At 48.3% G+C, this 22117-nt stretch carries 18 protein-coding genes and 1 other RNA gene; 11 read left to right on the top strand and 8 right to left on the bottom strand.

Annotated elements, in window-relative coordinates; all coding sequences use genetic code 11:
* Positions 1-354, top strand: a 354-nt coding sequence (locus SGI98_01340; protein ID MDZ4742045.1) for a fucose isomerase, incomplete at its 5' end; no start/stop codon positions are given.
* A gap of 69 nt (positions 355-423) precedes the next feature.
* Here SGI98_01340 and purN read toward each other — a convergent pair.
* Together purN and SGI98_01330 are read right to left on the bottom strand one after the other, a co-directional pair.
* Complete coding sequence (gene purN, locus SGI98_01335) at positions 424-966, bottom strand: phosphoribosylglycinamide formyltransferase (protein ID MDZ4742044.1); 543 nt, start codon at positions 964-966, stop codon at positions 424-426.
* Between the two features lie 5 nt (positions 967-971).
* Entirely contained in the window at positions 972-1496 is a 525-nt protein-coding gene (locus tag SGI98_01330) for an adenylyltransferase/cytidyltransferase family protein (protein ID MDZ4742043.1), read from the bottom strand.
* 65 nt (positions 1497-1561) lie between these two features.
* Between SGI98_01330 and plsY the strand changes: the two genes are divergently transcribed.
* Genes plsY through SGI98_01310 form a run of 4 tightly spaced genes read left to right on the top strand, consistent with a single transcriptional unit; the run spans position 1562 to position 4712 of the window.
* Positions 1562-2203 carry a glycerol-3-phosphate 1-O-acyltransferase PlsY gene (gene plsY / locus SGI98_01325; protein MDZ4742042.1) on the top strand — a complete coding sequence of 214 codons (642 nt, stop codon included), beginning with the start codon at positions 1562-1564 and terminating at the stop codon, positions 2201-2203.
* Complete coding sequence (locus SGI98_01320; GenBank protein MDZ4742041.1) at positions 2200-3198, top strand: NAD(P)H-dependent glycerol-3-phosphate dehydrogenase; 999 nt, start codon at positions 2200-2202, stop codon at positions 3196-3198. Before plsY ends, SGI98_01320 begins: the two co-directional genes overlap by 4 nt.
* Before the next feature lies 1 nt (position 3199).
* Positions 3200-3838, top strand: a complete 639-nt coding sequence (locus SGI98_01315) for a sigma-70 family RNA polymerase sigma factor (protein ID MDZ4742040.1) — start codon at positions 3200-3202, stop codon at positions 3836-3838.
* On the top strand, positions 3831-4712 hold the full coding sequence (locus tag SGI98_01310) for a hypothetical protein (GenBank protein ID MDZ4742039.1): 882 nt from the start codon (positions 3831-3833) through the stop codon (positions 4710-4712). The genes SGI98_01315 and SGI98_01310 overlap by 8 nt, the downstream gene beginning before the upstream one ends.
* Here SGI98_01310 and ssrS read toward each other — a convergent pair.
* Positions 4710-4894, bottom strand: a non-coding RNA gene (gene ssrS, locus SGI98_01305) — 6S RNA. The two genes, SGI98_01310 and ssrS, sit on opposite strands and share 3 nt — an antisense overlap.
* A gap of 55 nt (positions 4895-4949) precedes the next feature.
* Positions 4950-7364 (bottom strand): phenylalanine--tRNA ligase subunit beta, encoded by a 2415-nt coding sequence (pheT, locus tag SGI98_01300; GenBank protein ID MDZ4742038.1) that lies wholly within the window; start codon positions 7362-7364, stop codon positions 4950-4952.
* Positions 7365-7525: 161 nt separating this feature from the next.
* Between pheT and SGI98_01295 the strand changes: the two genes are divergently transcribed.
* From SGI98_01295 to SGI98_01285, 3 genes are all read left to right on the top strand, one after another.
* Positions 7526-8533, top strand: coding sequence for an OmpA family protein (locus tag SGI98_01295; GenBank protein ID MDZ4742037.1), 1008 nt, complete (start codon positions 7526-7528; stop codon positions 8531-8533).
* 206 nt (positions 8534-8739) lie between these two features.
* Positions 8740-9354, top strand: coding sequence for a type II secretion system protein (locus SGI98_01290; protein ID MDZ4742036.1), 615 nt, complete (start codon positions 8740-8742; stop codon positions 9352-9354).
* 90 nt (positions 9355-9444) lie between these two features.
* Positions 9445-10059 carry a type II secretion system protein gene (locus SGI98_01285; GenBank protein ID MDZ4742035.1) on the top strand — a complete coding sequence of 205 codons (615 nt, stop codon included), beginning with the start codon at positions 9445-9447 and terminating at the stop codon, positions 10057-10059.
* A gap of 50 nt (positions 10060-10109) precedes the next feature.
* Here the strand turns inward: SGI98_01285 and SGI98_01280 are convergent, their stop codons facing one another.
* The gene (locus SGI98_01280; protein MDZ4742034.1) at positions 10110-12143 is read right to left on the bottom strand and encodes an O-antigen ligase family protein; all 2034 of its coding nucleotides are present in this window, start codon (positions 12141-12143) and stop codon (positions 10110-10112) included.
* 81 nt (positions 12144-12224) lie between these two features.
* Positions 12225-13541, bottom strand: coding sequence for a xylose isomerase (gene xylA / locus SGI98_01275; GenBank protein MDZ4742033.1), 1317 nt, complete (start codon positions 13539-13541; stop codon positions 12225-12227).
* A 197-nt stretch (positions 13542-13738) separates the two neighbouring features.
* Here xylA and lysS point away from each other — a divergent pair, with 197 nt between their 5' ends.
* Together lysS and SGI98_01265 are read left to right on the top strand one after the other, a co-directional pair.
* Positions 13739-15217 carry a lysine--tRNA ligase gene (lysS, locus tag SGI98_01270; GenBank protein ID MDZ4742032.1) on the top strand — a complete coding sequence of 493 codons (1479 nt, stop codon included), beginning with the start codon at positions 13739-13741 and terminating at the stop codon, positions 15215-15217.
* 129 nt (positions 15218-15346) lie between these two features.
* A complete protein-coding gene (locus SGI98_01265) occupies positions 15347-16609 on the top strand; it encodes an FtsX-like permease family protein (GenBank protein ID MDZ4742031.1) in 1263 nt (420 codons plus the stop codon).
* A gap of 9 nt (positions 16610-16618) precedes the next feature.
* On the opposite strand, the gene SGI98_01260 is transcribed toward SGI98_01265, so the two are convergent.
* Complete coding sequence (locus SGI98_01260) at positions 16619-17092, bottom strand: hypothetical protein (protein MDZ4742030.1); 474 nt, start codon at positions 17090-17092, stop codon at positions 16619-16621.
* A 185-nt stretch (positions 17093-17277) separates the two neighbouring features.
* On the opposite strand from SGI98_01260, the gene gltB reads away from it, so the two are divergent.
* Positions 17278-21828 (top strand): glutamate synthase large subunit, encoded by a 4551-nt coding sequence (gltB, locus tag SGI98_01255; GenBank protein MDZ4742029.1) that lies wholly within the window; start codon positions 17278-17280, stop codon positions 21826-21828.
* Between the two features lie 35 nt (positions 21829-21863).
* On the opposite strand, the gene SGI98_01250 is transcribed toward gltB, so the two are convergent.
* On the bottom strand, positions 21864-22117 hold a 254-nt coding region (locus SGI98_01250), incomplete at its 5' end, for a hypothetical protein (protein ID MDZ4742028.1).

Raw genomic sequence — 22117 nt, 5'->3', positions numbered from 1 at the left:
TATTTCCGCCTCGGTGGTGGGACCATGAAGGGGATTAGCAAGCCGGGTTGGATCGTTTGGAGCCGTGTTTTTATCGAAGGTGGAAAATTGCGTTATGATACCGGCCTTGGTGAAGTTGTGGATCTCCCCCAGGAAGAAACCGAAGAACGCTGGAGACTCTCCACGCCACAATGGCCGATCATGCATGTGGTCCTCCAAGACATTAGCCGTGACCAGATGATGGCCCGGCATAAGTCTAACCACATCCAAGTCGCCTATGCGCCGACATTGGCCGATGCGAAAAAGGCTCTTTTCCTGAAAGCAGCGATGATGAGTGAGCTCGGACTCAAAGTCTCGGTCTGTGGTAAGGTTTAAACCTCCTGACCAAGGCGATTTTCTTTAATCCCTCGGGGCCCACAGCCCAGAGGGATTTTTTATTGTAATTTAGTAGGTCGCCAGCTGCATGAGGACTTCAGGGAGGAGTTTGTGTTCCTCATCTTGAATGCGGGCGTGGAGGGATTCTTTTGTGTCTTCAGGGAGGATGGGGACACGGGCTTGGGCGATAATCTGGCCGGTGTCCACGCCGGTATCGACAAAATGAACGGTGCATCCGCTTTCGATTTCCCCGGCCTCGATAGCCTGTTGGGGGGCGTGGATACCAGGATATTTGGGTAGCAGGGAAGGATGGATATTAATGATTTTCTCCGGAAAAGAATCAACGATCAAGGGAGACAAAATACGCATGTATCCGGCCAAGATAATGTAATCTGGCGCAATTTGCAGGAGACGTTCGAGCAATTTATCCGATTCTTTGGCGAGGATGTGTTCGATTGGATAATTATGGTTACGGGCCTTGGAAAGAATAAGGGAGTCAGGCTTATCACTAATCACCAGAGCAATTTGCGCGGAGAGACTGCCTTCAGACACAGTTTGGTGGATTGCATCGAAATTCGTCCCCGTGCCGGAACCCATAATAACCATTTTCATCATTTTTATTTGCCCCTCATCTTTTTAACGAGGTTGGTTGTGGATTTTCCAGGAACTAACGGGATAAGTTTGATTTTACCACCACCGGACAAGACAGCATTTTTTTCGTCCGGGTCCAGGGTGGCAAGTGTATAATCCCCCCCCTTAAAATAAAGATCAGGGCAAATCGCTGTAATCACCTTAGTGACAGTGGGTTCACTAAAAACCACGGTGGCATCGACACAGGCGAGCCCACCCAAAACATAGGAACGGTCGGTTTCGGTATTCAAGGGGCGGTTTGGTCCTTTATCGAGGGCTTTGACCGAACTGTCACTATTGACTGCGACAATGAGTTTGTCACAATGTCCCCGGGCTTTCTCGAGGTAGGTCACGTGCCCCCGGTGGAGCAAGTCAAAGCAGCCATTGGTCAGGCCGACGACGAGCCCCTCCTTTTTCCAGCGGCCGCACAATTTGCGCAGCCCGGAAAGGGAAAATTGTTTGGAGCCAGAGGAGATGACTATTTTCTTTTGAGCTTTCGATTGACGATTCATACAAAGTCACTAGTCAATAACTTGTTTGGAAATGAAAGAAAAGAAGGAATTCTTTTTTTAATAACATGGAACCGATGATAAACGTCCTGATTACAGCTTTAATCTCATTTTTAGTGGGTTCGATCCCGACTGGCTTCCTTGTGGCCAAGCTCAAGGGGATTGATATCCGTTCCCAAGGCAGCGGGAATATCGGTGCGACAAATGCTTTCCGGGTATTGGGTAAGGTTTGGGGGAGCTTTGTGCTTACCTTTGACATTCTGAAAGGAATGTTACCGGTCCTTCTGGTCGCTTTCCTTTTTAAAGACCAGCCCAATATCATCACTCTCAAACTCGTAGCCGCGGTTTGTACCGTTCTGGGGCATAATTACACTCCATGGTTAGGGTTTAAAGGGGGCAAAGGCATCGCTACCAGTGCCGGTGCCCTCATCGGATTGATGCCGGTGGTATCAGTAATGGTGATCGTGGTTTTTATCGTTGTTTTTAAAATCTCCCGCTATGTATCCTTGGGATCGATTATCGCCGCGGCGGCATTACCCTTGGTTACTGCCCTGTTTTATTGGGGCATGCCTGAATTCCTGCCATTCACGATTTTTGCTTCGGTTCTCGGAATACTTGCCATTGTCCGGCACAAGAGTAATATCCGGAGATTGATAAATGGAACGGAGAACCGTTTCGGACAAAAAAAACAGGAGCTTTCCGATCAATGAAAATAGCCGTCTTGGGAACAGGAGCATGGGGTACAGCACTCAGTGTTTTAGCTGCCCATAACTACAATCAAGTTTCACTCTGGGGACGTAATCAGGAGTTTGTCGCTCAAATTGCGGAGTCCCGGGAGAATAAAATCCATCTGCCTGGTGCCGCATTACCTCCAGCGGTCAATGTTACTGCTGACCTGTCTGCGGCATTGTCGGGGGCGGAACTTGTCTTGTGCGTCGTTCCCTCCCACGGGTTGAGGGATGTTTGTAGGGAAGTCGCCAAACAAGCGGGCGCGCGCAATTTGCGTTATGTTTCCGCAATTAAAGGAATCGAAAACGGGACGGGCTCACGGATGACCGAGATTATCTCTCAGGAAATCGGGACAGATCAAGTGGGTGTCCTCTCCGGGCCAAATCTCGCCAAAGAAATCGCCCATGGAATGCCGGCTGCCGCTGTGGTGGCTTCAATGAGTGAATCCCTGACAGTGGATTGCCAGAGTGCTTTTTCCTCGGACCGTTACCGGGTTTATACCAGCGATGATGTCATCGGGGTAGAGGTGGGTGGGGCCTTTAAAAATGTTTTAGCCATCGCGGCCGGTATTTGTGATGGATTGGGATTAGGGAATAATTCCAAAGCATCTTTGGTTACCCGGGGACTGTACGAAATGACCCGTTTGGCCGTGGCCCTCGGGGCAAAACACGAGACTTTGAGCGGATTAAGTGGAGTCGGAGACCTCATGGTGACTTGTTTCAGTGATCTCAGCCGTAACCGTACCCTCGGCCAGATGCTGGGGCGTGGACTCAAACTCGAAGAAATCTTGGCCGCCCAAAAAAGTGTCGCTGAAGGGGTAAATACATCCCGTTCCGTCGCCGGACTCTCCCAGAGGGTCAAAGTCGAGACTCCGATTATGACAGGTGTCTATGCTCTTCTTTATAAAGGGCTTAGCGTAAAAGAAGGGATCGTGAACCTCATGCGCCGCGATCTGAAATCCGAAAATAAGCAGTAAAATGGATGGAACCAATAGTTCCGGACCGGTGTCTGATCCTACAGAACCCATGATTGATTCGGAACTAGTCAGAGCCTTCCAGAAGGAGGCCCGGGAAGAGGCATTCGACGAGCTTGTGCGCCGTTATCAGTCATTGGTCATTAATATGGCCTATCAAATGCTCCAGAATCATGATGAGGCGGTGGAAGCCGCGCAGGATGTTTTTGTCAAAGTTTATCATGCCCTGCCGCAATTTGAGGAAAGATCGAGCTTTAAGACATGGCTTTACACGATTACCCGGCGGGTAGTGCTTAACCGCATCCGGCATTTGGCCAGCCGCAAGGCATCGGCCCATGTGAGCCTGCAACATGAGGATTACGGGGAGGCCCTTGCCGCCCGGCCAGAGCTGACATCCACTGTGCAACCGGATCATGAGTTAATGAGCGCGGAGAGATTTGGCCAACTCACCGGGGCAATCGGGAAACTCGACCCCGACCACCGGGAAATCCTGATTCTCCGGGAGATTCAAGAATTGAGTTATGATGAGATCGCCGTGATTACGGGGTTAAATGTAGGAACAGTAAAGTCACGTATTTCAAGGGCGCGTGAGGAATTAAAAACAATTTTAAAACGTCTTGGGATCGGAGCCAAATATGAGTGACCCACTCGAAAATGATTTAAGGAAAATGAAAACCCGGGTGCCGGTACCACCGGATTTCCTTGCCCGGGTACGCGAGCAAATTGCGCGTGAAGAAGAGCCCGAAAAGATTCCGCAGCCTTCGAGCTGGTGGCATGGCTGGTCTGATTTCCTTTTTCAAAATACATTTGCCGTCTCATCTCTGGCAGCCCTCCTGATTTTCGGTGTGGCCACCGTTATTTGGTGGCAGATGGATAGGCCTCAGCGGGTATCTCCCCCACTAGCGGCAGGTCAATCACTGCAAAAAGTGATGGATCAAAAAAGCGAACAATCATCCGTGGCCTTGACCAAGACTGATTCCAGTATAGAAAAAATGGCCCCAAACAGGCGTATGGTTACTGTGGATGAAGTGATTGTGACCATCGAGCTTGCGGGCAATGAAATGCGTGATGAGTCCATGGGTGCGGATTCTACACTGGCAGAAATATCAGTGCCATCCGACGGTGGAGTCAAACCTGAGGTTGATACTGTTACAGCGGCAATACCGGTTTTCCAATCGAAAGTATCCAGCGAAGAAACGGTTAGGATTGTGGAGCAAATGGCCCGGAAGTATTCATCAGCCCTTGTAGAGGGGAAACTTGCCGAGAAGAGAAGTGATTTGAAACCTGTGGGGGATTCCTTAAAAACAATGATCATCGAAATAGATCCGGCAAAAAAAGAGGCTTTTTTGGCGGCCCTCAGCAATTCGCTGCAAATCGCCCCGCAAAATTTGGTGGGAGGTACCGTTTCTTCCACTTCTGGCGGTGAAACCTTGCAGGATACAAATGCGTCCCGGAAAGTGCAGATACAGATATTAATCACTCCGCCGAATCTGATCGGGGCCCCTCCTAAAAAATAACCCCCCACCTGTGCCGTCTGGTACGAATTTTATTTGAACCCTGGTAGATCCAGGTGGGTGCGGCTCTACCGGCTGCAGACTTCCAGTGAAGGCCTGCCTTTACCCGGCTAAAGCTTATGCTCCCGATTCAGATAAACATCGGCTCAAAAAATGTCGTACCCTCGCGAACACCGCAGGGGGAAAAGTCCTAAGGATCCTCAAGGCCCGCTGCCTCAGAGAGTCCCTGTAAAAAATAGATTACTCCCGGAAAGTCGCACCCACATCCGCCGCCGCTTTGTTACGGAGTTGGTCATGGGCTTGATTAATTTCCTGGTCGGTCAATGTTTTGTCTAAAGAACGGTAAGTCAAGGAATAGGCCATGCTTTTTTTATCAGCAGGCAGTTTCTGACCTGTATTATCAGTAAAAATATCAAACAATTCGATTCTTTCGAGCAGGTTCGGAGCATGCTTTTGGAAGGCATGGATGATTTGCTGGTTTGTGATGGTTTGGGGGACCAAGAGGGCCACATCACGGGTGGATGCAGGGAATTTTGCCGGTGCGGTGACTTGCGGGCGTTGCTCGGAAGGAATGAGTAAGTGGGTCAGGTCTAATTCACCGACAAATGTCGCCTCGGGCAACCCGAAGGATTTTCTGATGTCATACGAGAGGATCGAGATGAAACCCAAACGTTTTTTGTGGGCATAGGTTTCAGCCACAAGCTCAAAAACCTTTTCTTGGGAATTTGTCAGGGACAATTTTCTGAATTCCAATGTGCCAAGGCCAAAGGCGGTCCCGATTGCTTCCACGACAGCTTTTAAGTCGAAGAAAGTGTAGGATTCCTCGGCGGCCATCCAGCTTTTTGCATGCTTGATCCCGCAAAGCCCTAAGGAAAGGTGGAGGCGTTCGTGCAATTTGTCCTCGAACTCTAGGAATACTTTGCCCGCCTCAAAGAGGGCGAGGGAATGGTTCTGGTGGGCGCGGTTGAGTGCGAGAGTCTGGAGCAAATTGCCGATCAAGCTTGACCGGAGGGTATTCTGGTCTGCACTCAGGGGGTTGAGGAGTTTGATGGAGTTTAAACCACACGCCGCATGGTTGACGGATTCCAGTTTTTCATCAATGAGTTTATGGGTAAGGATTTCACTTAAGCCTACTCCATTGAGTGACCTGCGTAGTTTATTCACCTGTCCGGCGGCTTTATCGGCCATTGAAATGGTCGGGACAGTCGCACGGAGGATTGACGGGATATCGTCGAGGCCTAGGATGCGCGAGATTTCCTCGATCAGGTCGATTTCTTTAATGAGATCACGGCGGAAGCTGGGGACGGTAACGGCCCATGTCTCCGGGGCGGCGCCTTCGGCTACACACAGGTGAAGGGTCCTGAGGATAGACTGGATTTTCTCGGAAGGAATCTCGCATCCAAGCAATTTGCGTACACGTGAGGCACGGAGTTCGATTTGGCGGGCCGGAACGAGGGTCGTGCTGCGGAGCTCTATTTTTCCACGAAAAATCTTGGCCCCGGCAATTTGCGCCAGCAGGCTGGTGGCCCGGCGGCTGGCGAAGTCTACGCCCTCCGGGTCGATACCCCGTTCAAATCGGTAGGAAGAATCACTGCCGAGGGTCAGGTGGCGTGAGGTGCGGCGGACTTTTGAGGGACTGAAAATGGCGCTTTCTAGGACGATATGACTGGTGGAATCATCCACCCCCGTTTTTTCTCCACCCATCACCCCGGCGATGGCGGTGGGGTCTGTCTCATCAGCGATGACTGTCATGCCGTCTTCAAGCGCGTATTCCTTGCCATCGAGGGCGAGGATTTTTTCGCCTTTACGGGCGTGGCGAATGATGATTTTGCCACCTTTGAGCTTTTGGCCATCAAAGGCATGGAGTGGCTGACCAAGTTCGTGCAGGACGAAATTCGTGATATCCACGACGTTATTAATCGAACGGACTCCGATAGCCTCTAGGCGGCGGCGCATCCATTCGGGGCTGGGGGCGACTTTCGCCCCTTGGGCGACCCGGCCTATATAAAGAGGGCAATCGATTTGGACCGAGTTTTCGATTTTGAGGAATCCGTCAACGGGCTCTTCGCTCTCGACAAAGTTAATTTCCGGTGGGCGCAAATTGCGCGCGCCCAGCGCGACGAGTTCACGCGCCAGCCCGAAATGGGAAAGGAGGTCAGGGCGGTTTGGCGTGATCTCGACTTCGAAAATGGTGTCGGTCGGGAAAACTTCCGAGATCGGTATGCCCAAGGGAGTGTCTTTTGGCAGGATCAAGAGCCCGTCAGCATCGGCGGCAAGCCCCAGTTCCTTAGCCGAACACATCATGCCTTGGGAAAGCTCCCCGCGCAATTTGCTTTCTTTAATGGCGAAACCACCAGGGAGGATAGCCCCGGGTTGGGCGAGGGGGATACGGTCACCGACTCGATAATTTTTTGCCCCGCAAACAATTTGTTTCGTAGTGGTGCCATCAGTGGTGACTTTGCAGACACTGAGTTTGTCGGCATTTGGGTGTTTATTTGACTCGAGGATCTCTGCGACGACGACATGGTCAAAATTCGCCCCGCGGACTTCGATACCTTCGACTTCGATACCAGCCACGGTGAGTTTGTCGGCGAGTTCGTCTGCCGACCAGTCAAAATCCACATAATCTTTTAGCCATTGAACAGAAATTTTCATAGAGGGAAGGAATATCGGGGATGTCGGGCGTGGGCGCAAGAAAAAGTCGTTGTCTTCAATCAATTGGCAGAATGAGGGTGGACATCCCCTTTCTGATGATTTTTGATAAATCGATGGAACTAGGTGTTCTCAAACGGTGTTTAATCTGTTAGATTAATACGATGAATGAAACTGTAGCCATTCTCAGGGGAGAAAATAATGCGCCATTCCGCAAGTGGTTCATTATCGGGCTCATTATATCGATTTTGTTGCATATCATTGTCCTGTATCTGGCTAGATACGTTTTTTTTACGTCAGAAGAATCCCGCAAACAGCCTGTGGATATGAAAAAATACAGCCAGACCCGGGTAAATGTGGATCCGAAATTTTTTCGGGCACAAGTCGTTTCAGATGTACCTTCCCCGGCGACAATGGAGCCCCCGAAAGTGACTATTGAACAGGCGGCAATGGCTCTTGATGAAAAAAGGACATTACAAAGGCTCGTGGAGAATACAAAACCAGTGGCAGCGGCCCCCCCACAATATCAGGATGCTCCGGCTGCCGTGGGTCAGGCGCAAATTGTTTTGCCGGAGGGGAAGTCCGATTTGAAGCAACTGCCCCCATCAGCCGTCTTTCAAGAGGTCGATTTGATCCATCAGAATTCCTTAGGCAAGATGCCGACGTCCACCCAAGCGATGCCTCAACCAAATGCGGATGTCGCCCAAAAGGGACAAACTGGTAATGGGACCAGTGAAGACGGTGTCCCCGGATTCCAGAAACTAGCGGAGCTCTTAAATAAAAAGCCTGAAGAGGTGGTGGATGCAGTCAAGCAGGGACAAGCCATCAGTCTGGGTGAAAAAATCATTTTTGATTACAATAAGTCGAGTATAAAACAAGGTGCAAAACCTGTATTGGATGAATTGATCGTGATGATCAATACCCAATTTCCAAAGGCGGTGATTCAGATTGATGGTTATACTGATAGCACGGGGTCGGCGGAATATAATCTCACCCTGTCGCAAGCCCGGGCCGAGGCTGTCAAGGATTGGTTAGTCAAATTCGGCGGGTTGAGCGATAGGCGCTTCACCGTGAAAGGGAATGGAGCGACGAATTTTGTCGTCTCACCAAATGGGTCCATAGACCAGCAAGCACCAAACCGCCGTACCGAAATAAGGATTGTATCCCATTAATGGTGAATAGATTCCATTAAAGCGGGGCATAGGAAAGAAAAATATTTATTAAAAAAGTTGAAAATCGCATTATTGTGTTATAAGTTAGTTTATAAATATACGGAGCAATTGTCTGGTGAGGTTAATTATAACCATTTTTAATGGTTGACATTCAGTAGCCCCGTCAATAAAACAATTCAGTAAACCTCAAACCAACAATAGGAATTATGAATAAAACATTAAGAAATATAAAAGGGGGCTTCACCCTTATTGAGCTCCTCGTCGTCATAGCAATTATCGCGATCCTCGCCAGCTTGGCTGTTCCCGCAGTCATGAAAGCCAAGGTCAAAGCTAATGTCACCAAGAGTGCTAGTAATATGAAACAAATTGTCTTAGCTTGTAAACTTTATGCAGCTGATTTCAATGACAGTTATCCTTCAACAGGTGCATCTCCGACAGTATCCGTGAATCATTTTAATCTATTGATTCCCACTTATGCTGGTGGGGTGTCTGTATTCCAAGTTCCAGGATTTGGTACAACCTTTACAAACTCGACACTGCAAGCTACGGATAAGACATATAACTATGTTTATGGCCTGACTGACACCTCTGATGCAGGAAATATTGTGGTGACAGAAGCATTCAATACAGACCCGACGTCATATACGGCTGCTTTGTTGATTGGTGGATATGAGGTTAACACAGGTGTCCTCGGCGGAACAGGTGTTAATGTAGCTAAAGTTGACGGAAGTGTTACATTTGTCCCTAAAAACACAGCAAATAATGTTATATTTCAAACTAATTTCACAGTTGTGACGGCAACATGGGCAACCGGACGGTAAGAATCTAATAGTCGCTAATAATCTCAGCCGCTACAATATGTAGCGGCTTTTTTATTGATATTATTCCCCTTTAGATTTATATAACTTGATATGAATAAAACATTAAGAAATATAAAAGGGGGCTTCACACTTATCGAGCTCCTCGTCGTCATAGCAATTATCGCGATCCTCGCCAGCTTGGCTGTCCCCGCAGTCATGAAAGCCAAGGTCAAAGCTAATGTCACCAAGAGTGCTAGTAATATGAAACAAGTTGTCTTGGCTTGTAAACTCTATGCAGCTGATTTCAATGACAGTTATCCTTCAACAGGTGCATCTCCGACACTATCCGTGAATCATTTTAATCTATTGATTCCCACTTATGCTGGTGGGGTGTCTGTATTCCAAGTTCCAGGATATGGTACAACCTTTACAAACTCGACACTGCAAGCTGCGGATAAGACATATAACTATGTTTATGGTCTGACTGACACCTCTGATGCAGGAAATATTGTGGTGACAGAAGCATTCAATACAGACCCGACGTCATATACGGCTGCTTTGTTGATTGCTGGATATGAGGTTAACACAGGTGTCCTCGGCGGAACAGGTGTAAATGTAGCTAAAGTTGACGGAAGTGTTATATTTACCCCTAAAAACACAGCAAATAATGTTATATTTCAAACTAATTTCACAGTTGTGACGGCAACATGGGCAACCGGACGGTAAGAATCTAATAGTCACTAATAATCTCAGCCGCTACAATATGTAGCGGCTTTTTATTGGCTTGAAACCGGGCTTTTATAAAAGCTCCTTAAATAGAGAGACTGCTTTTCTGTCCGTTCTGAATGGTTAATTGAGGGTTGGATATAGTAATAAATCCAAAACCCTAATTGATCGGTGCCCAAAAGATCCTGAGTAGAAATAAAAACGATTTCATTTCTGAGGGTGGATTCTATGAGAAAAGGGATTGTTTCAGGTGAATGGCTATTAAGGGATGAGGATTTATTTTTTTCAAACAGGAGTTTTTGTTTTTGTAATATTTCATCTTGAGGAGATAACTGACTGAGCTGTGTTGCTCCAGCCAAAGCTTCGTTTTTCTTCCCGGATAACCACAATGAGTAGGTTTTTAAGAAAAGATTAAAATGGGATTGAAACCCCAAGTCATAAGCGGCTTGGAAGTATTCCAAGGCTTCAGGTAATTTACCGTGCCGGGCGAGCAGCAAGCCGGTGGATGAATAGGCACTGGGTAGTCTGGGGGAGGCCTCAATGGATTTTTCGTAAAGGGTGGCGATTTCTTGGAAGGAAGGAACGGGCTTAAGGCTGAGCCGGAGTTCAGCAATATCGGCATAATAACAAGATTTCAGGTCCCCGACTTTTTGGGACGTAATGGCGATATTTAAGAGAAGAAGTAATAAGGTAGTACTGAAAAAAGCAGGAAGGGGAATCCGGATATCCTGCTGGGTAGGGGGAAATATATGCCTGAGGGCGGCCAGAAGGACTAAACAAGGGAAAATACTGAGTAATGTCCTCGGCCCGAACGAACTAGCCAAGGAACTTATCCCGATGGCCCCGAAGGATGCAATCACGGCAAGAATCATCAATAATTGGTCGTTCGATTTTTTGACTGTGGTTTTGAGAAGAATAAGGGGGAAGGCAATGAAGAGGGATATCCAGATAATAAGCCCGACGATACCCAGCTCTGCAGCGACTTGGGCGGGTTCACAGTGTGCGCGGTTAAAGATCGAGCTGAATCCAACTTGGCTTAAATAATGCCAAGACGGTATTTCCATGAGTTTTTCCCGAGCTTTGAAATTATTGAGAGGAAAAGTTCCCGCCCCGTTTCCCAATAAGGGGTGTTGTTTGAATTGTTCCCATGATATTCCTAAGCCTAAAATACGGTATTTCCCTGCTTCGCCGGCTTGGCCGATATCATAGATCCTTTTTGTGGAATCCCAGTCCTTGAGTTGCCCGGTTAATGGGGAGGGGATTAAATAGAGTAGAGAAAAAACAATGATCAGTGCAAATGTACCCAAGATACGGACTCTCATGGTATGTTTGTCAAAGTCATCTGAGGATTTGATCAGGATAAATCCGGCTGCACCCAATCCTAATAATCCCAAGATGAGTCCATAGAGGGGTGCCCTCTGCCCCATCAGGAGCACAGCCAGATAACCGAGAAAGGCGCAAATCAATACGGCGTTCACCCGTTTTCCTTTATGTAGCCAACCAAACACAAATAATAGGGGAACCATTCCACAAAGGGCTTCACCGAGAATAGAGCGATTATAACTCAGCCCGAGATAGGGGACATAACAACCATTCAGGTAATATTGGTAGATGACCGGTAGGCTTAAAGAAAGTGACCAAAAAGAGAGCATTTTAAATAAAAGTCCCCGACTGGAGCAGAAAAAAACGCCTGCATAAAAAAGAATAATCAAGAGGTATTGCAACCACACTCCCATGTGACTCAGTGACGTGGCTGCGGAAACCGACCAATTCACTGAAGCCAGGGCCCAGAGAAAATAGAGACTGAAACACGCAATTCCAAAGATTTGTGGGCGGGGAAAAGTGATATCGGGTTTTGTGATGATGAGACGGGCCAAGAGCAGAAACCATCCCATCCATATGAATAGGAGTGAAGTAAACTCGGCATTGATCAAACCGTCATAGAGTGAAGAGGCGGGGCCGGTAGTCCAGCGTAACCAAAAACACACGGGGAACCAGAGAAAGGCGATGGTCTTGAGTGCACAGTCAAGTCCATTAATCAATCGGGTTGTGCGAAAGGAAACCATTGCCGTGTAGTCTTCCATAAAATCCAAGTTCGTAAAACACAAAAAAGGCGTTTCCTTGTTACGGGAAACGCCTTGGAAGAGTGAAAAAAAGATTCTTGTTTAGATGAATTCGTTGATCAGATTTTCGAGGAATTCTTGGCGGCCACTTTGGTTCGGGTCGGCTTCTCCGCCTTTACCCAAGATGTATTTTTCCAAGGAGTCGAAGTTTGTCTTGCCTTGTTCGATTTGTTTGCCGATCCCGCTATCCCATGAGGAGTAACGGTCTTTGACGAATTTGGCCAGGCGACCGTCTTTACGGATGGCTGCAGCGATTTTCAGGCCGCGTGCGAAGGCATCCATGCCTCCGATGTGGGAGTAGAAAAGATCGATTGGCTCAAAGGATTCACGACGGACTTTTGCATCGAAATTCACCCCACCTTTTTTGAGTCCGCCATATTTGAGGATGGAGAGCATACATTGAGTGGTGAGATAAATATCGGTCGGGAATTGATCGGTATCCCAGCCGAGTTGGGGATCCCCGGTATTCGCATCGACTGAGCCGAGGGCATTGGCTCCACCGGCGACTTCGAGCTCATGCATCATCGTGTGACCGGCCAGTGTGGCGTGATTTGTCTCTAGGTTGAGCTGGAAATGATCCTTGAGGCCGTATTCCCTGAGGAAATTCAAACAAGCTGCCGCATCAGAGTCGTACTGGTGCTTGGTGGGTTCTTTGGGTTTAGGCTCGATAAAGAATTGGGCTTTCATGCCGATTTTCTTTTTATAGTCGACGGCCATATGCAGGAGAGCGGCCAAGTGGTCGAGCTCACGCTTCATATCGGTGTTATACAGGGTGGAATATCCCTCGCGACCACCCCAGAAAACGTAACCGTCTCCTTTGAGCTCATGGGTGACTTCCATGGCTTTTTTGACTTGGGCGGCGGCATAAGCAAAGACATCAGCATTACAGCTTGTTCCCGCGCCGTGTACGAAACGGGGATTAGCAAAGAGACAGGCGGTACCCCAGAGGAGTTTGATTCCTGTGCGTTTTTGTTCTTGTTTAAAGACTTTGACGACAGCATCGAGGTTTTTATGGCTCTCACTCAGAGTGTTTCCTTCCGGTGCGACATCACGATCATGGAAGGCATAAAACGGTGCACCGAGTTTTTCGATGAATTCAAAAGCGACACGAGCCCTGTTCTGCGCGTTTTCGACTGATTCTGAAAAATCGTCCCAAGGACGGATGGCCGTACCGGCACCGAATGGATCTGACATACGTCCGCGGAAAGTGTGCCAGTAAACCACGGAGAAACGAAGGTGATCCTTCATTGTTTTTCCTTCGACCTTTTCATTTTCATTGTACCACTTAAAGGCGAGGGGATTCTTGGATTTTGGTCCTTCGTATTTGATCGATTTGACTTTCGGGAATGCTTCTTTCATAAGAGTTTTATTTTCCAAATAAGGATTATGGTTTCAGTATTCCGATTAAAACTTATTCAAAAACAATGTCAACCTTTGACCGGCATGCAAAAGCCGGATCGAGGACTCGAACAAATTGCTTTTTTGATCCGCGCGCGGGTAGCCCGTGAGTATTTACTTGAAGGAAGGGGAGTGCTTCTGTTTCTTTGGAGTGACGTATGGAAGAAACAAACGAATTGATTCAGTTACGAAGACAGAAACTTGAAACCCTCCGACATCAGGGGATTGACCCCTTCGGAAAACGTTTTGATGTGAGCCATTCCCTTGTCCAGACTCGGGGATATTTTGTCGAAACGGCCACGGAGGAATCGCTGGCTGAGACTCAGGTGGTTGTGGCCGGTCGTATCATGACTCGGCGTGACATGGGCAAAAGTGCTTTTGCCGATATTAAAGATGGTTCAGGACGGATGCAGATTTATGTCCAGAAAAACACGTTAGGTGAAGATGTCTATAAGCTTTTTACTGACCAGCTCGATCTCGGGGATATAATCGGGGTCAAGGGTGTGCTTTTCCGGACAAAGACGGGGGAGCCTTCGATTAAAGTCAGTGAATTGACTGTCCTGAGCAAATCGCTCCACCCGCTTCCGGACAAATGGCATGGTTTGGCAGACCAAGAGCAACGTTCCCGCCAGCGTTATGTCGATCTGATTGTGAATGATGATGTCCGTACGGTATTCAGGAAGCGTTCAGCCATTGTGGCGGGGATTCGTGAATTCCTTGGGAACCGCGGTTTTATGGAGGTAGAGACACCGATGATGCAATCAGTGCCCGGTGGTGCTGCCGCCCGGCCATTTAAAACACACCATAACGCATTGGATTTGGAGCTCTACATGCGTATCGCTCCAGAGCTTTATTTGAAACGCCTCCTCGTGGGGGGCTTTGAAAAGGTTTTCGAGCTTAACCGTAACTTTCGCAATGAGGGGATATCCCGCAAACATAATCCGGAATTCACCATGTTAGAAGCCTATTGGGCGTATGCGGATTTCGAGTTAATGTCGCAGCTTGTCGAAGAGATGATCTGCCACTTGTCGCTGAAGGTGAACGGGGGGCTGTCGATAGAAACCAAGGATGAAGCCGGGGTAGTGACAAAAACAATTGATTTGAGTGGTCCCTGGCCACGAGTGCGTTATCAGGATGCCATTAAAAAAGTCGCAGGGGAGGATTGGTTTACCCTCTCCCGTGAGCAAAAAATCGCCAAATGCCGTGGGTGGGATATTGAAGTATCCGATGCAATGGAGGATTTTGAAGTGACTAACCAGATATTCGAGAAAAAAGTCGAGAGTGTAACGATTAACCCCGTTTTTTACACGCACCTGCCGGTGGAATTGGTTCCTCTGGCGAAGCAAAATGCTGAGGATCCGAGCCTAGTGGATGTTTATGAGCTGGTGATCAATGGGCAGGAAATTTCACCGGGATACTCGGAGTTGAATGATCCGATCGTTCAAAGGACGCGTCTGGAACAGCAGGCCGGTGAAGAAACCCAGAAGCTCGATGAGGATTTCCTGACGGCACTGTCTTATGGGATGCCTCCCGCCGGCGGGATCGGAATAGGGATTGATCGTCTGACTATTTTGCTAACGGGGGTCGAGTCGATCCGTGACGTTATCCTTTTCCCTTTGCTTAAACCAAAGGAGTAAAGGAATATCACGGGTATCTGGTCAGATGCTGGATGGACAAGAAGATCGGGGGCCTTTGATGATATGAGTGTATTACTCGGGCGAAAGGCCCAATATGATTACTTTTCCGGATAAATAGCGGTAAATAATATGAAATTATCTTTTGAACCATTTATGGCGCTGCGTTATTTGCAGCCGAAGAGAACCTTTGTCTCCGTGATCACAATCATCTCGGTCATAGGAGTGACCCTCGGCGTGATGGTCTTGATTTTGGTGATCTCTGTGATGAGTGGGTTTCAGCGTGATTTGCGCGAGAAGATACTCGGGATGAATGCCCATTTGACTGTGGCGAATGGCGGAATCATTCTTAATCCGGCAGAAGTTTTCGAGGTGATCAAGCAAGAACCCCGGATTAAGGCTGCGGCTCCCTTTGTCATGGGGCCTGTCCTGATCGAGTACATGAATAAGATTTCCACTCCCTATATGAAGGGCATCGACTCTGAAAAAGAGCGGGATGTGAGCAAATTGCAGAATTATCTGATTCAAGGTGAATTCGACCTTTCGGATGATTCTGTCATTATCGGCACTGAGTTGTCCAAACAACTCGGGATGCAAGTCGGGGATAAGATGATCGTGTATTCCCCCCGCAATATTACGAGCATCCTCCAGAAACAGAAAGACGCGAAGAAAGGTGATGAAGAGTTTTACCTTCCTACGGAACTTACCGTAAAAGGGATATTCCACTCCGGCATGTTTGAGTATGACCTAGGGTTCATATTTGTGAATCTTGACACGGCCCAGCGGTTATACAGTCTCAATGGGGGTGTGCATGGTATCGCCCTGATGACGGATGATCCATTTAAAGCCCATGAGATCAAAGCCTCGCTGAATCAAAAGTTACATTTGCCGATCCAAGCGCGTGATTGGATGGAGCTTAACCAACGTTTTTTCCAGGCATTAGCGACGGAAAAAAGCATGATGTTTTTCCTGCTGACTTTTATTGTTTTGGTCGCAGGTTTCGGGATTATGAGCACGTTGATTACAGTGACTGTCCAGAAAACCCACGATATCGGCCTGATGAAAGCCCTTGGGGCCCGTTCCATCCAGATTCTTTGGATATTCCTCTCCCAAGGATTGATTGTGGGGCTGCTTGGGACAGCCTGTGGTCTGGCGAGTGGTTTGTTTCTTGTGGAGTTCCGTAACCCGGTAAAAGATATTTTGGCAAATGTATTTCACATCGAGGTTTTTCCGAAGGAGATATATCTCTTCGATTCGATCCCTGCTCTGACCCGGTCATCGGATGTGGCGGTGATTTGCGGGGTGTCCATTTTGATCTGTTTACTGGCCGGATTGATCCCCGCCATCCGTGCGGCGCGCATGGAGCCTATTCAGGCCTTGAGGCAGAATTATTAGGCAGGCTGCCTACTTCAAAAACCTTTCCCGGAGGGGTTCAAGGTCCGGATCACTCAGCCAAGAGGTTTTAAAATGGGCATCCATGGTCATGGCCTGTTCGAGGAGCTCCTCGGCATAGTCGAGGTTACCAAGGAGGCATTCATAACACGCAAGGTTATAATAAAAAACGGCATTACCTTTTAAGTGAATGGCACCCACGAGTAACATTTCTTTGGCTTCGGCAGTTTTCTGGAGTTCATGCAGGCAAAAAGCGGCATGAAGATATCCATCAGGATTGGTAGGGGAAAGCTGTACGAGTAATGAAAAGATTTCGAGGGCTTGTTTCCATCGCTTTAATGTTAACAAGCTATGTCCTGCAATCGAGAGCATCGGTGGGGTTGACCGGTATTCCTCAGGGAGGTTCTTGACCTCCTCAAGTGCCTCCTCGAACATGCTGAGTTCAAAGTAGCCTTCCGCAGAGCGAATATCGTGTTCCAATGACATAATTGATAAATAAGCCCTATAGACCTACAGATTTTCAGGAGTGTGTCACGTCAAGACTTTATCATTCAGTAACCATGAAATAAATGAAAATTCCAGAAATGGCACGATTTGCGCTTGCATTTGAAATATGGTATAATAATTTCAGGATAAAAATAATCCCCTTTTAAAGGAAGACGATATAAAAAATGCATTACGGACAGATCATAGACAGTCGGCCGGAGTGGAAAAAATCCCTTTATCATATCAGAAATGAACATGATAACTGCGGGGTTGGATTTGTTGCCAATATTGATGGGCGTAAATCTAATGTTATTCTCCGCAAAGCGATCCAGTCAGTGATTAATCTCACTCATCGCGGGGCCATAGATGCCGATCAAAAAACCGGTGATGGTGCCGGTGTGATGACTCAAATTCCTCACAAACTATTTATTCCCGAGGTTCAAAGGCTTGGATACAGCCTCTACCAGCCACAAGACTTGGGTATCGGGATGATTTTCCTGCCGACGGATGGTTATCATCAGGCGACTTGCAGGAATATCGTCGAGGAAACTTTGAAAAAAAGGGGGCTCCATCACCTTGGTTGGCGCGAGGTTCCGCTCAATAAACGGGTCCTGGGTGACAAGGCGAAAGCCACTCTCCCCCATATCCAGCAAGTTTTTGTCGGGCGAAAAGAAAAGATGACAGATGACGAATATGAACGTGCTCTTTTTTTAGCCCGTAACCAGATTGAAAAAAAGGTGGGGGAACTCAAAATTCAAGATTTCTACATTTGTAGCATGTCCCACAGGTTGATTGTGTACAAGGGGCTTTTGGCCTCGAACCAACTGGAGAAATTCTACAAGGATTTACAGAATCCTGATTATGAGACGGCCTTGGCTATTTTCCACCAGCGTTTCAGTACGAATACCTTTCCGACATGGTCGCTCGCCCAGGCTTTCCGGATGATTGCGCATAACGGGGAGATTAATACGATTAATGGGAACCGGATTTGGATGAAAGCCCGTGAGGCTGAGTTACAGGCTGACTTTTGGGGTAAAGATATTGACCTTCTTAAACCGATTATCCAGCCGTCATTGAGTGACTCGGCGAGCTTGGATAATGCTTTGGAAGTCCTCGTGATGTCCGGTCGCCCGGTCTTGCATGCCATGATGATGCTTGTCCCACCTGCACTCAGTGAGATTGATGACATTGATGAGGAAACCCGTGGATTTTTTGATTTTCATGCCTGTTTGAATGAACCATGGGACGGCCCGGCCGCACTCGTTTATACGGATGGTATTACGATCGGGGCCACCTTGGACAGGAATGGACTCCGGCCTGCCCGTTATAAAGTGACTAATGACGGAATGGTGCTCATGGGCTCAGAAGTCGGATTGGTCGATGTGGATGATAAGAATGTTGTGGAAAAAGGCCGTCTGGGACCCGGTGAAACAATTGCTATCGACACAGCCAAAGGAGCTCTTCTCAGGAGTGATGAGATCCGGAAAATATATTCCAAAGGCAAACCCTATGCCAGTTGGGTAAAAAATAATTTAGTCAGGCTCGATGCGCAATTTGCCCAGACTCCGGTTCCGGAGCCTCAGGGTGACATTGATATCCTGACAAATACACAGCTCCAACTTGCCCATGGATATAACACTGAGGAACTCTCCCTAGTTCTAAAACCCATGGGTGAAAGGGGTGAAGAAGGGCTTGGCTCCATGGGGGATGATACTCCCTTGGCTGTTTTGTCATATCAACCCCGCCTGCTTTATACCTATTTTAAACAGAAATTTGCCCAGGTGACTAACCCGCCGATAGATCCGATCAGGGAGCGTTTGGTCATGAGCTTGGATTGTTATCTCGGCCACCGGCCAAATCTCTTGGGTGAATCGGAGAAACATGCCCGTTTGATCCGGCTTTCGAGTCCCGTAGTTTTTAATCATGAGCTTGGTGAACTCAAGAACCTGGGATCAAAAGGTTTTCATTCCGAGGCCATAGACTGTGTTTTTCAGCGTTCTGCTGGCAATGAAGGCCTTGAGCCGGCGATCCGTCGGATTTGCGCGGCTGCTGAAAATGCGGTGGATAAGGGCGCCGCTTTGCTCGTGCTCTCTGATAAGAAAACGGACCATGAGAATGTTCCGGTCCCGATGCTCTTAGCATTGGGGGCGGTTCATCATCATCTCATCAGGACGGGTAAAAGAATGCGGTGCAGCATCATTATCGAGAGCGGGGAAGTCCGGGATGTCCATCAAGTCGCTTGTTTGGTCAGTTATGGAGCCAGCGCGGTGAATCCATATCTGGTTTTCGAGACTTTCCGTGAAATGATTTCAAAAGGGGGTAAAGAGGGCGTAGAAGGAAAGACCTATGCTGAAGCCTTAAAGAACTACCGGAAGGCCATCGATAAAGGAGTCCTCAAGATCATGTCAAAGATGGGCATATCTTGTGTTTCCAGTTACCGGGGAGCTGAAATATTTGAAGCAATCGGGATCGGTGAGAAGGTGATGAGTGAATGTTTTGCTGGCACAGAGTCCCAAATCAGTGGGATATGTTACCCTGAGATCGCTGCTGAGTCGATTTGTCGGTATGATCTTGCATTCAAACATCCCGATGAAAGCGTTAAACTGGTGGATGCCGGATTTTACCGGAATCGCCAAAATGGAGAGATGCATGCCTGGACGGGGCCTGTGATCAAAAATTTTCATACATTTGTCAAATCAGGGACACAGGAAGAGTATAAAACTTATGCGGAAATGGCCCGCACCCAAGTGCCTGTTGCCTTGCGACATTTATTAGAGTTCAAAAAACAACCGCCGATTCCCCTAGATGAAGTCGAGCCGGTCGAAGAGATCAGGCGCCGTTTTACCACAGCTGGCATGTCCCTCGGGGCATTGTCTCCTGAAGCCCATGAGACATTGGCTATCGCGATGAATAAAATCGGTGGGAAATCAAATAGCGGCGAGGGTGGCGAGGATCAAGGGCGTTTTCATCGGAGGCCGAACGGGGATTTCCCTAATAGCGCGATTAAACAGGTGGCTTCCGGACGTTTCGGTGTGACTGCCGAGTATCTGGCAAGTGCCAGTGAAATCGAGATCAAGCTTGCCCAAGGTGCTAAGCCCGGGGAAGGTGGACAGATTCCGGGAATGAAAGTCACCTCGATGATCGCGCGCTTGCGCCGGAGTATGCCTGGGATCATGTTGATTTCTCCCCCTCCTCACCATGACATCTATAGTATTGAAGATCTAGCCCAGCTGATTTACGACCTGAAGGAAGTCAATCCCCGGGCAAAGGTCTGTGTCAAGCTCGTCTCTGAGGCCGGCGTGGGGACCATCGCCGCCGGAGTCGCAAAAGCCTATGCAGATGTGATCCTGATCAGCGGTCATGACGGGGGCACCGGTGCATCACCTTTGAGTTCGATTAAAAATGCCGGTGGCCCTTGGGAACTCGGTATCGCAGAGGCCCAACAAGTCCTTGTCATGAATGGCCTTCGGGGACGTGTCGTACTCCGCACCGACGGAGGAATGAAAACCGGGCGGGATATCCTCATGGGGGCTTTGCTTGGCGCGGAAGAATATAATTTTGGAACGGCAGCCATGATCTCCTTGGGTTGTGTCTATGTACGTCAGTGCCATCTGAATAATTGTCCGGTCGGAGTGGCTACCCAAGATGAGAAATACCGCGCGAAATTCAAAGGTTCCCCGGAGATGGTGATTAATTTTTTTAATGGCGTGGCCCAAGAGGTTCGTGAAATTCTCGCTTCCCTCGGTGCACGCAGCCTTAATGATGTCATCGGGCGCACGGAGCTTCTTGAACAAAGGGAAGTGGAGGGGCACCCGAAAGCTAATAAGATTAATTTGGGCAAATTGCTTTTTATGCCACCCTATGAAGAGGGGTCATCCCGTTACCATATTATCGAGAGTAATGATCGGGCGGATCGTCCCTTAGATGAGGTGATATTACAGGATGCCAAAGATGCGTTACGCGAGAAAACGCCCATTAGCCTGAGTTACAAAGTCAAGAATACGAACCGATCCATAGGGGCGCGTTTGTCCGGTGAGATCGCATACCGTTATGGTGATCATGGGTTGCCACCGGATATTATAGAGCTCAAGCTCAAAGGCAGTGCAGGGCAAAGCCTAGGGGCCTTTTTAGTCCAAGGTGTGAAAATAACCCTTACTGGCGAGGCTAATGACTATGTAGGGAAGGGTATGTCCGGTGGCGAGATAGTGGTCGTCCCATCGCCAAATGCAAAATATGTTTTGAACCAGAATGTGATCATAGGTAATACCGTCCTGTATGGTGCCACCGGCGGATTCCTATTTGCTCTTGGCCGGGCGGGGGAACGTTTTGCCGTTCGTAATAGCGGAGCTACCGCCATTGTCGAGGGCGTCGGTGACCACTGTTGTGAATATATGACTAATGGCCATGTCGTGGTGCTCGGACTCACCGGAAAGAATTTTGCAGCGGGAATGAGTGGAGGATTCGCCTACGTCTTTGATGAAGACGGTAAATTTGAATCCCGCGTGAATACAGAAATGGTGACGGTGAAATCTTTGACTGATTTACGGGATATGGAGTCATTGAAGTGTCTGATGACAAAATATTTTGATAAGACAGCTAGCTTCAAGGCCCAAACCATTTTGGCTGACTGGGAAAAATATGTGGCCAAGTTCAAAAAGGTCATTCCCCACGAACCCGTCATCGTCCCGTCTCCCGTGCCCGATCAAACACAAGAAGCAGTGCTCATGAAAGGATAAAGATTTTGGCGGAAACCGGGGTAGACCGAGCCGAATCATTTCTGCCGGGGCCAGAAGGCATAGAGCAGGGTCATGACGAGCAATGCCCCACCACCCGCGATCATCAGGGCAGAGAGCAAATTGCGCTTGGTCACACCGAAAATGAGGTCAGAGGTAGGCTCTGGGGATATTTGTTCCGGCTCAACACTTGTGATAACGGGCATGCTGGAGTTTGTGCTGATTTGTTCAGGCTGGTCTTGTGTGTTGTTATGTTGTTCTGCTGGAAGTGGAGTTTCAGGTCTTGAAACTG

It is taken from the genome of Verrucomicrobiota bacterium, assembly GCA_034440155.1.
Lineage (GTDB): Bacteria > Verrucomicrobiota > Verrucomicrobiia > JAWXBN01 > JAWXBN01 > JAWXBN01.
The sequence above is the reverse complement of the archived record's forward strand: the minus strand, read 5'-3'. Positions and strand labels throughout refer to the sequence as shown.

Excerpts from the sequence above, each read along its gene's own strand:
- purN (MDZ4742044.1), bottom strand. The coding sequence starts at position 966 with ATGAAAATGGTTATTATGGGTTCCGGCACGGGGACGAATTTCGATGCA.
- SGI98_01330 (MDZ4742043.1), bottom strand. The coding sequence starts at position 1,496 with ATGAATCGTCAATCGAAAGCTCAAAAGAAAATAGTCATCTCCTCTGGC.
- plsY (MDZ4742042.1), top strand. The coding sequence starts at position 1,562 with ATGGAACCGATGATAAACGTCCTGATTACAGCTTTAATCTCATTTTTA.
- SGI98_01320 (MDZ4742041.1), top strand. The coding sequence starts at position 2,200 with ATGAAAATAGCCGTCTTGGGAACAGGAGCATGGGGTACAGCACTCAGT.
- SGI98_01315 (MDZ4742040.1), top strand. The coding sequence starts at position 3,200 with ATGGATGGAACCAATAGTTCCGGACCGGTGTCTGATCCTACAGAACCC.
- SGI98_01310 (MDZ4742039.1), top strand. The coding sequence starts at position 3,831 with ATGAGTGACCCACTCGAAAATGATTTAAGGAAAATGAAAACCCGGGTG.
- pheT (MDZ4742038.1), bottom strand. The coding sequence starts at position 7,364 with ATGAAAATTTCTGTTCAATGGCTAAAAGATTATGTGGATTTTGACTGG.
- SGI98_01295 (MDZ4742037.1), top strand. The coding sequence starts at position 7,526 with ATGAATGAAACTGTAGCCATTCTCAGGGGAGAAAATAATGCGCCATTC.
- SGI98_01290 (MDZ4742036.1), top strand. The coding sequence starts at position 8,740 with ATGAATAAAACATTAAGAAATATAAAAGGGGGCTTCACCCTTATTGAG.
- SGI98_01285 (MDZ4742035.1), top strand. The coding sequence starts at position 9,445 with ATGAATAAAACATTAAGAAATATAAAAGGGGGCTTCACACTTATCGAG.
- SGI98_01280 (MDZ4742034.1), bottom strand. The coding sequence starts at position 12,143 with ATGGAAGACTACACGGCAATGGTTTCCTTTCGCACAACCCGATTGATT.
- xylA (MDZ4742033.1), bottom strand. The coding sequence starts at position 13,541 with ATGAAAGAAGCATTCCCGAAAGTCAAATCGATCAAATACGAAGGACCA.
- lysS (MDZ4742032.1), top strand. The coding sequence starts at position 13,739 with ATGGAAGAAACAAACGAATTGATTCAGTTACGAAGACAGAAACTTGAA.
- SGI98_01265 (MDZ4742031.1), top strand. The coding sequence starts at position 15,347 with ATGAAATTATCTTTTGAACCATTTATGGCGCTGCGTTATTTGCAGCCG.
- SGI98_01260 (MDZ4742030.1), bottom strand. The coding sequence starts at position 17,092 with ATGTCATTGGAACACGATATTCGCTCTGCGGAAGGCTACTTTGAACTC.
- gltB (MDZ4742029.1), top strand. The coding sequence starts at position 17,278 with ATGCATTACGGACAGATCATAGACAGTCGGCCGGAGTGGAAAAAATCC.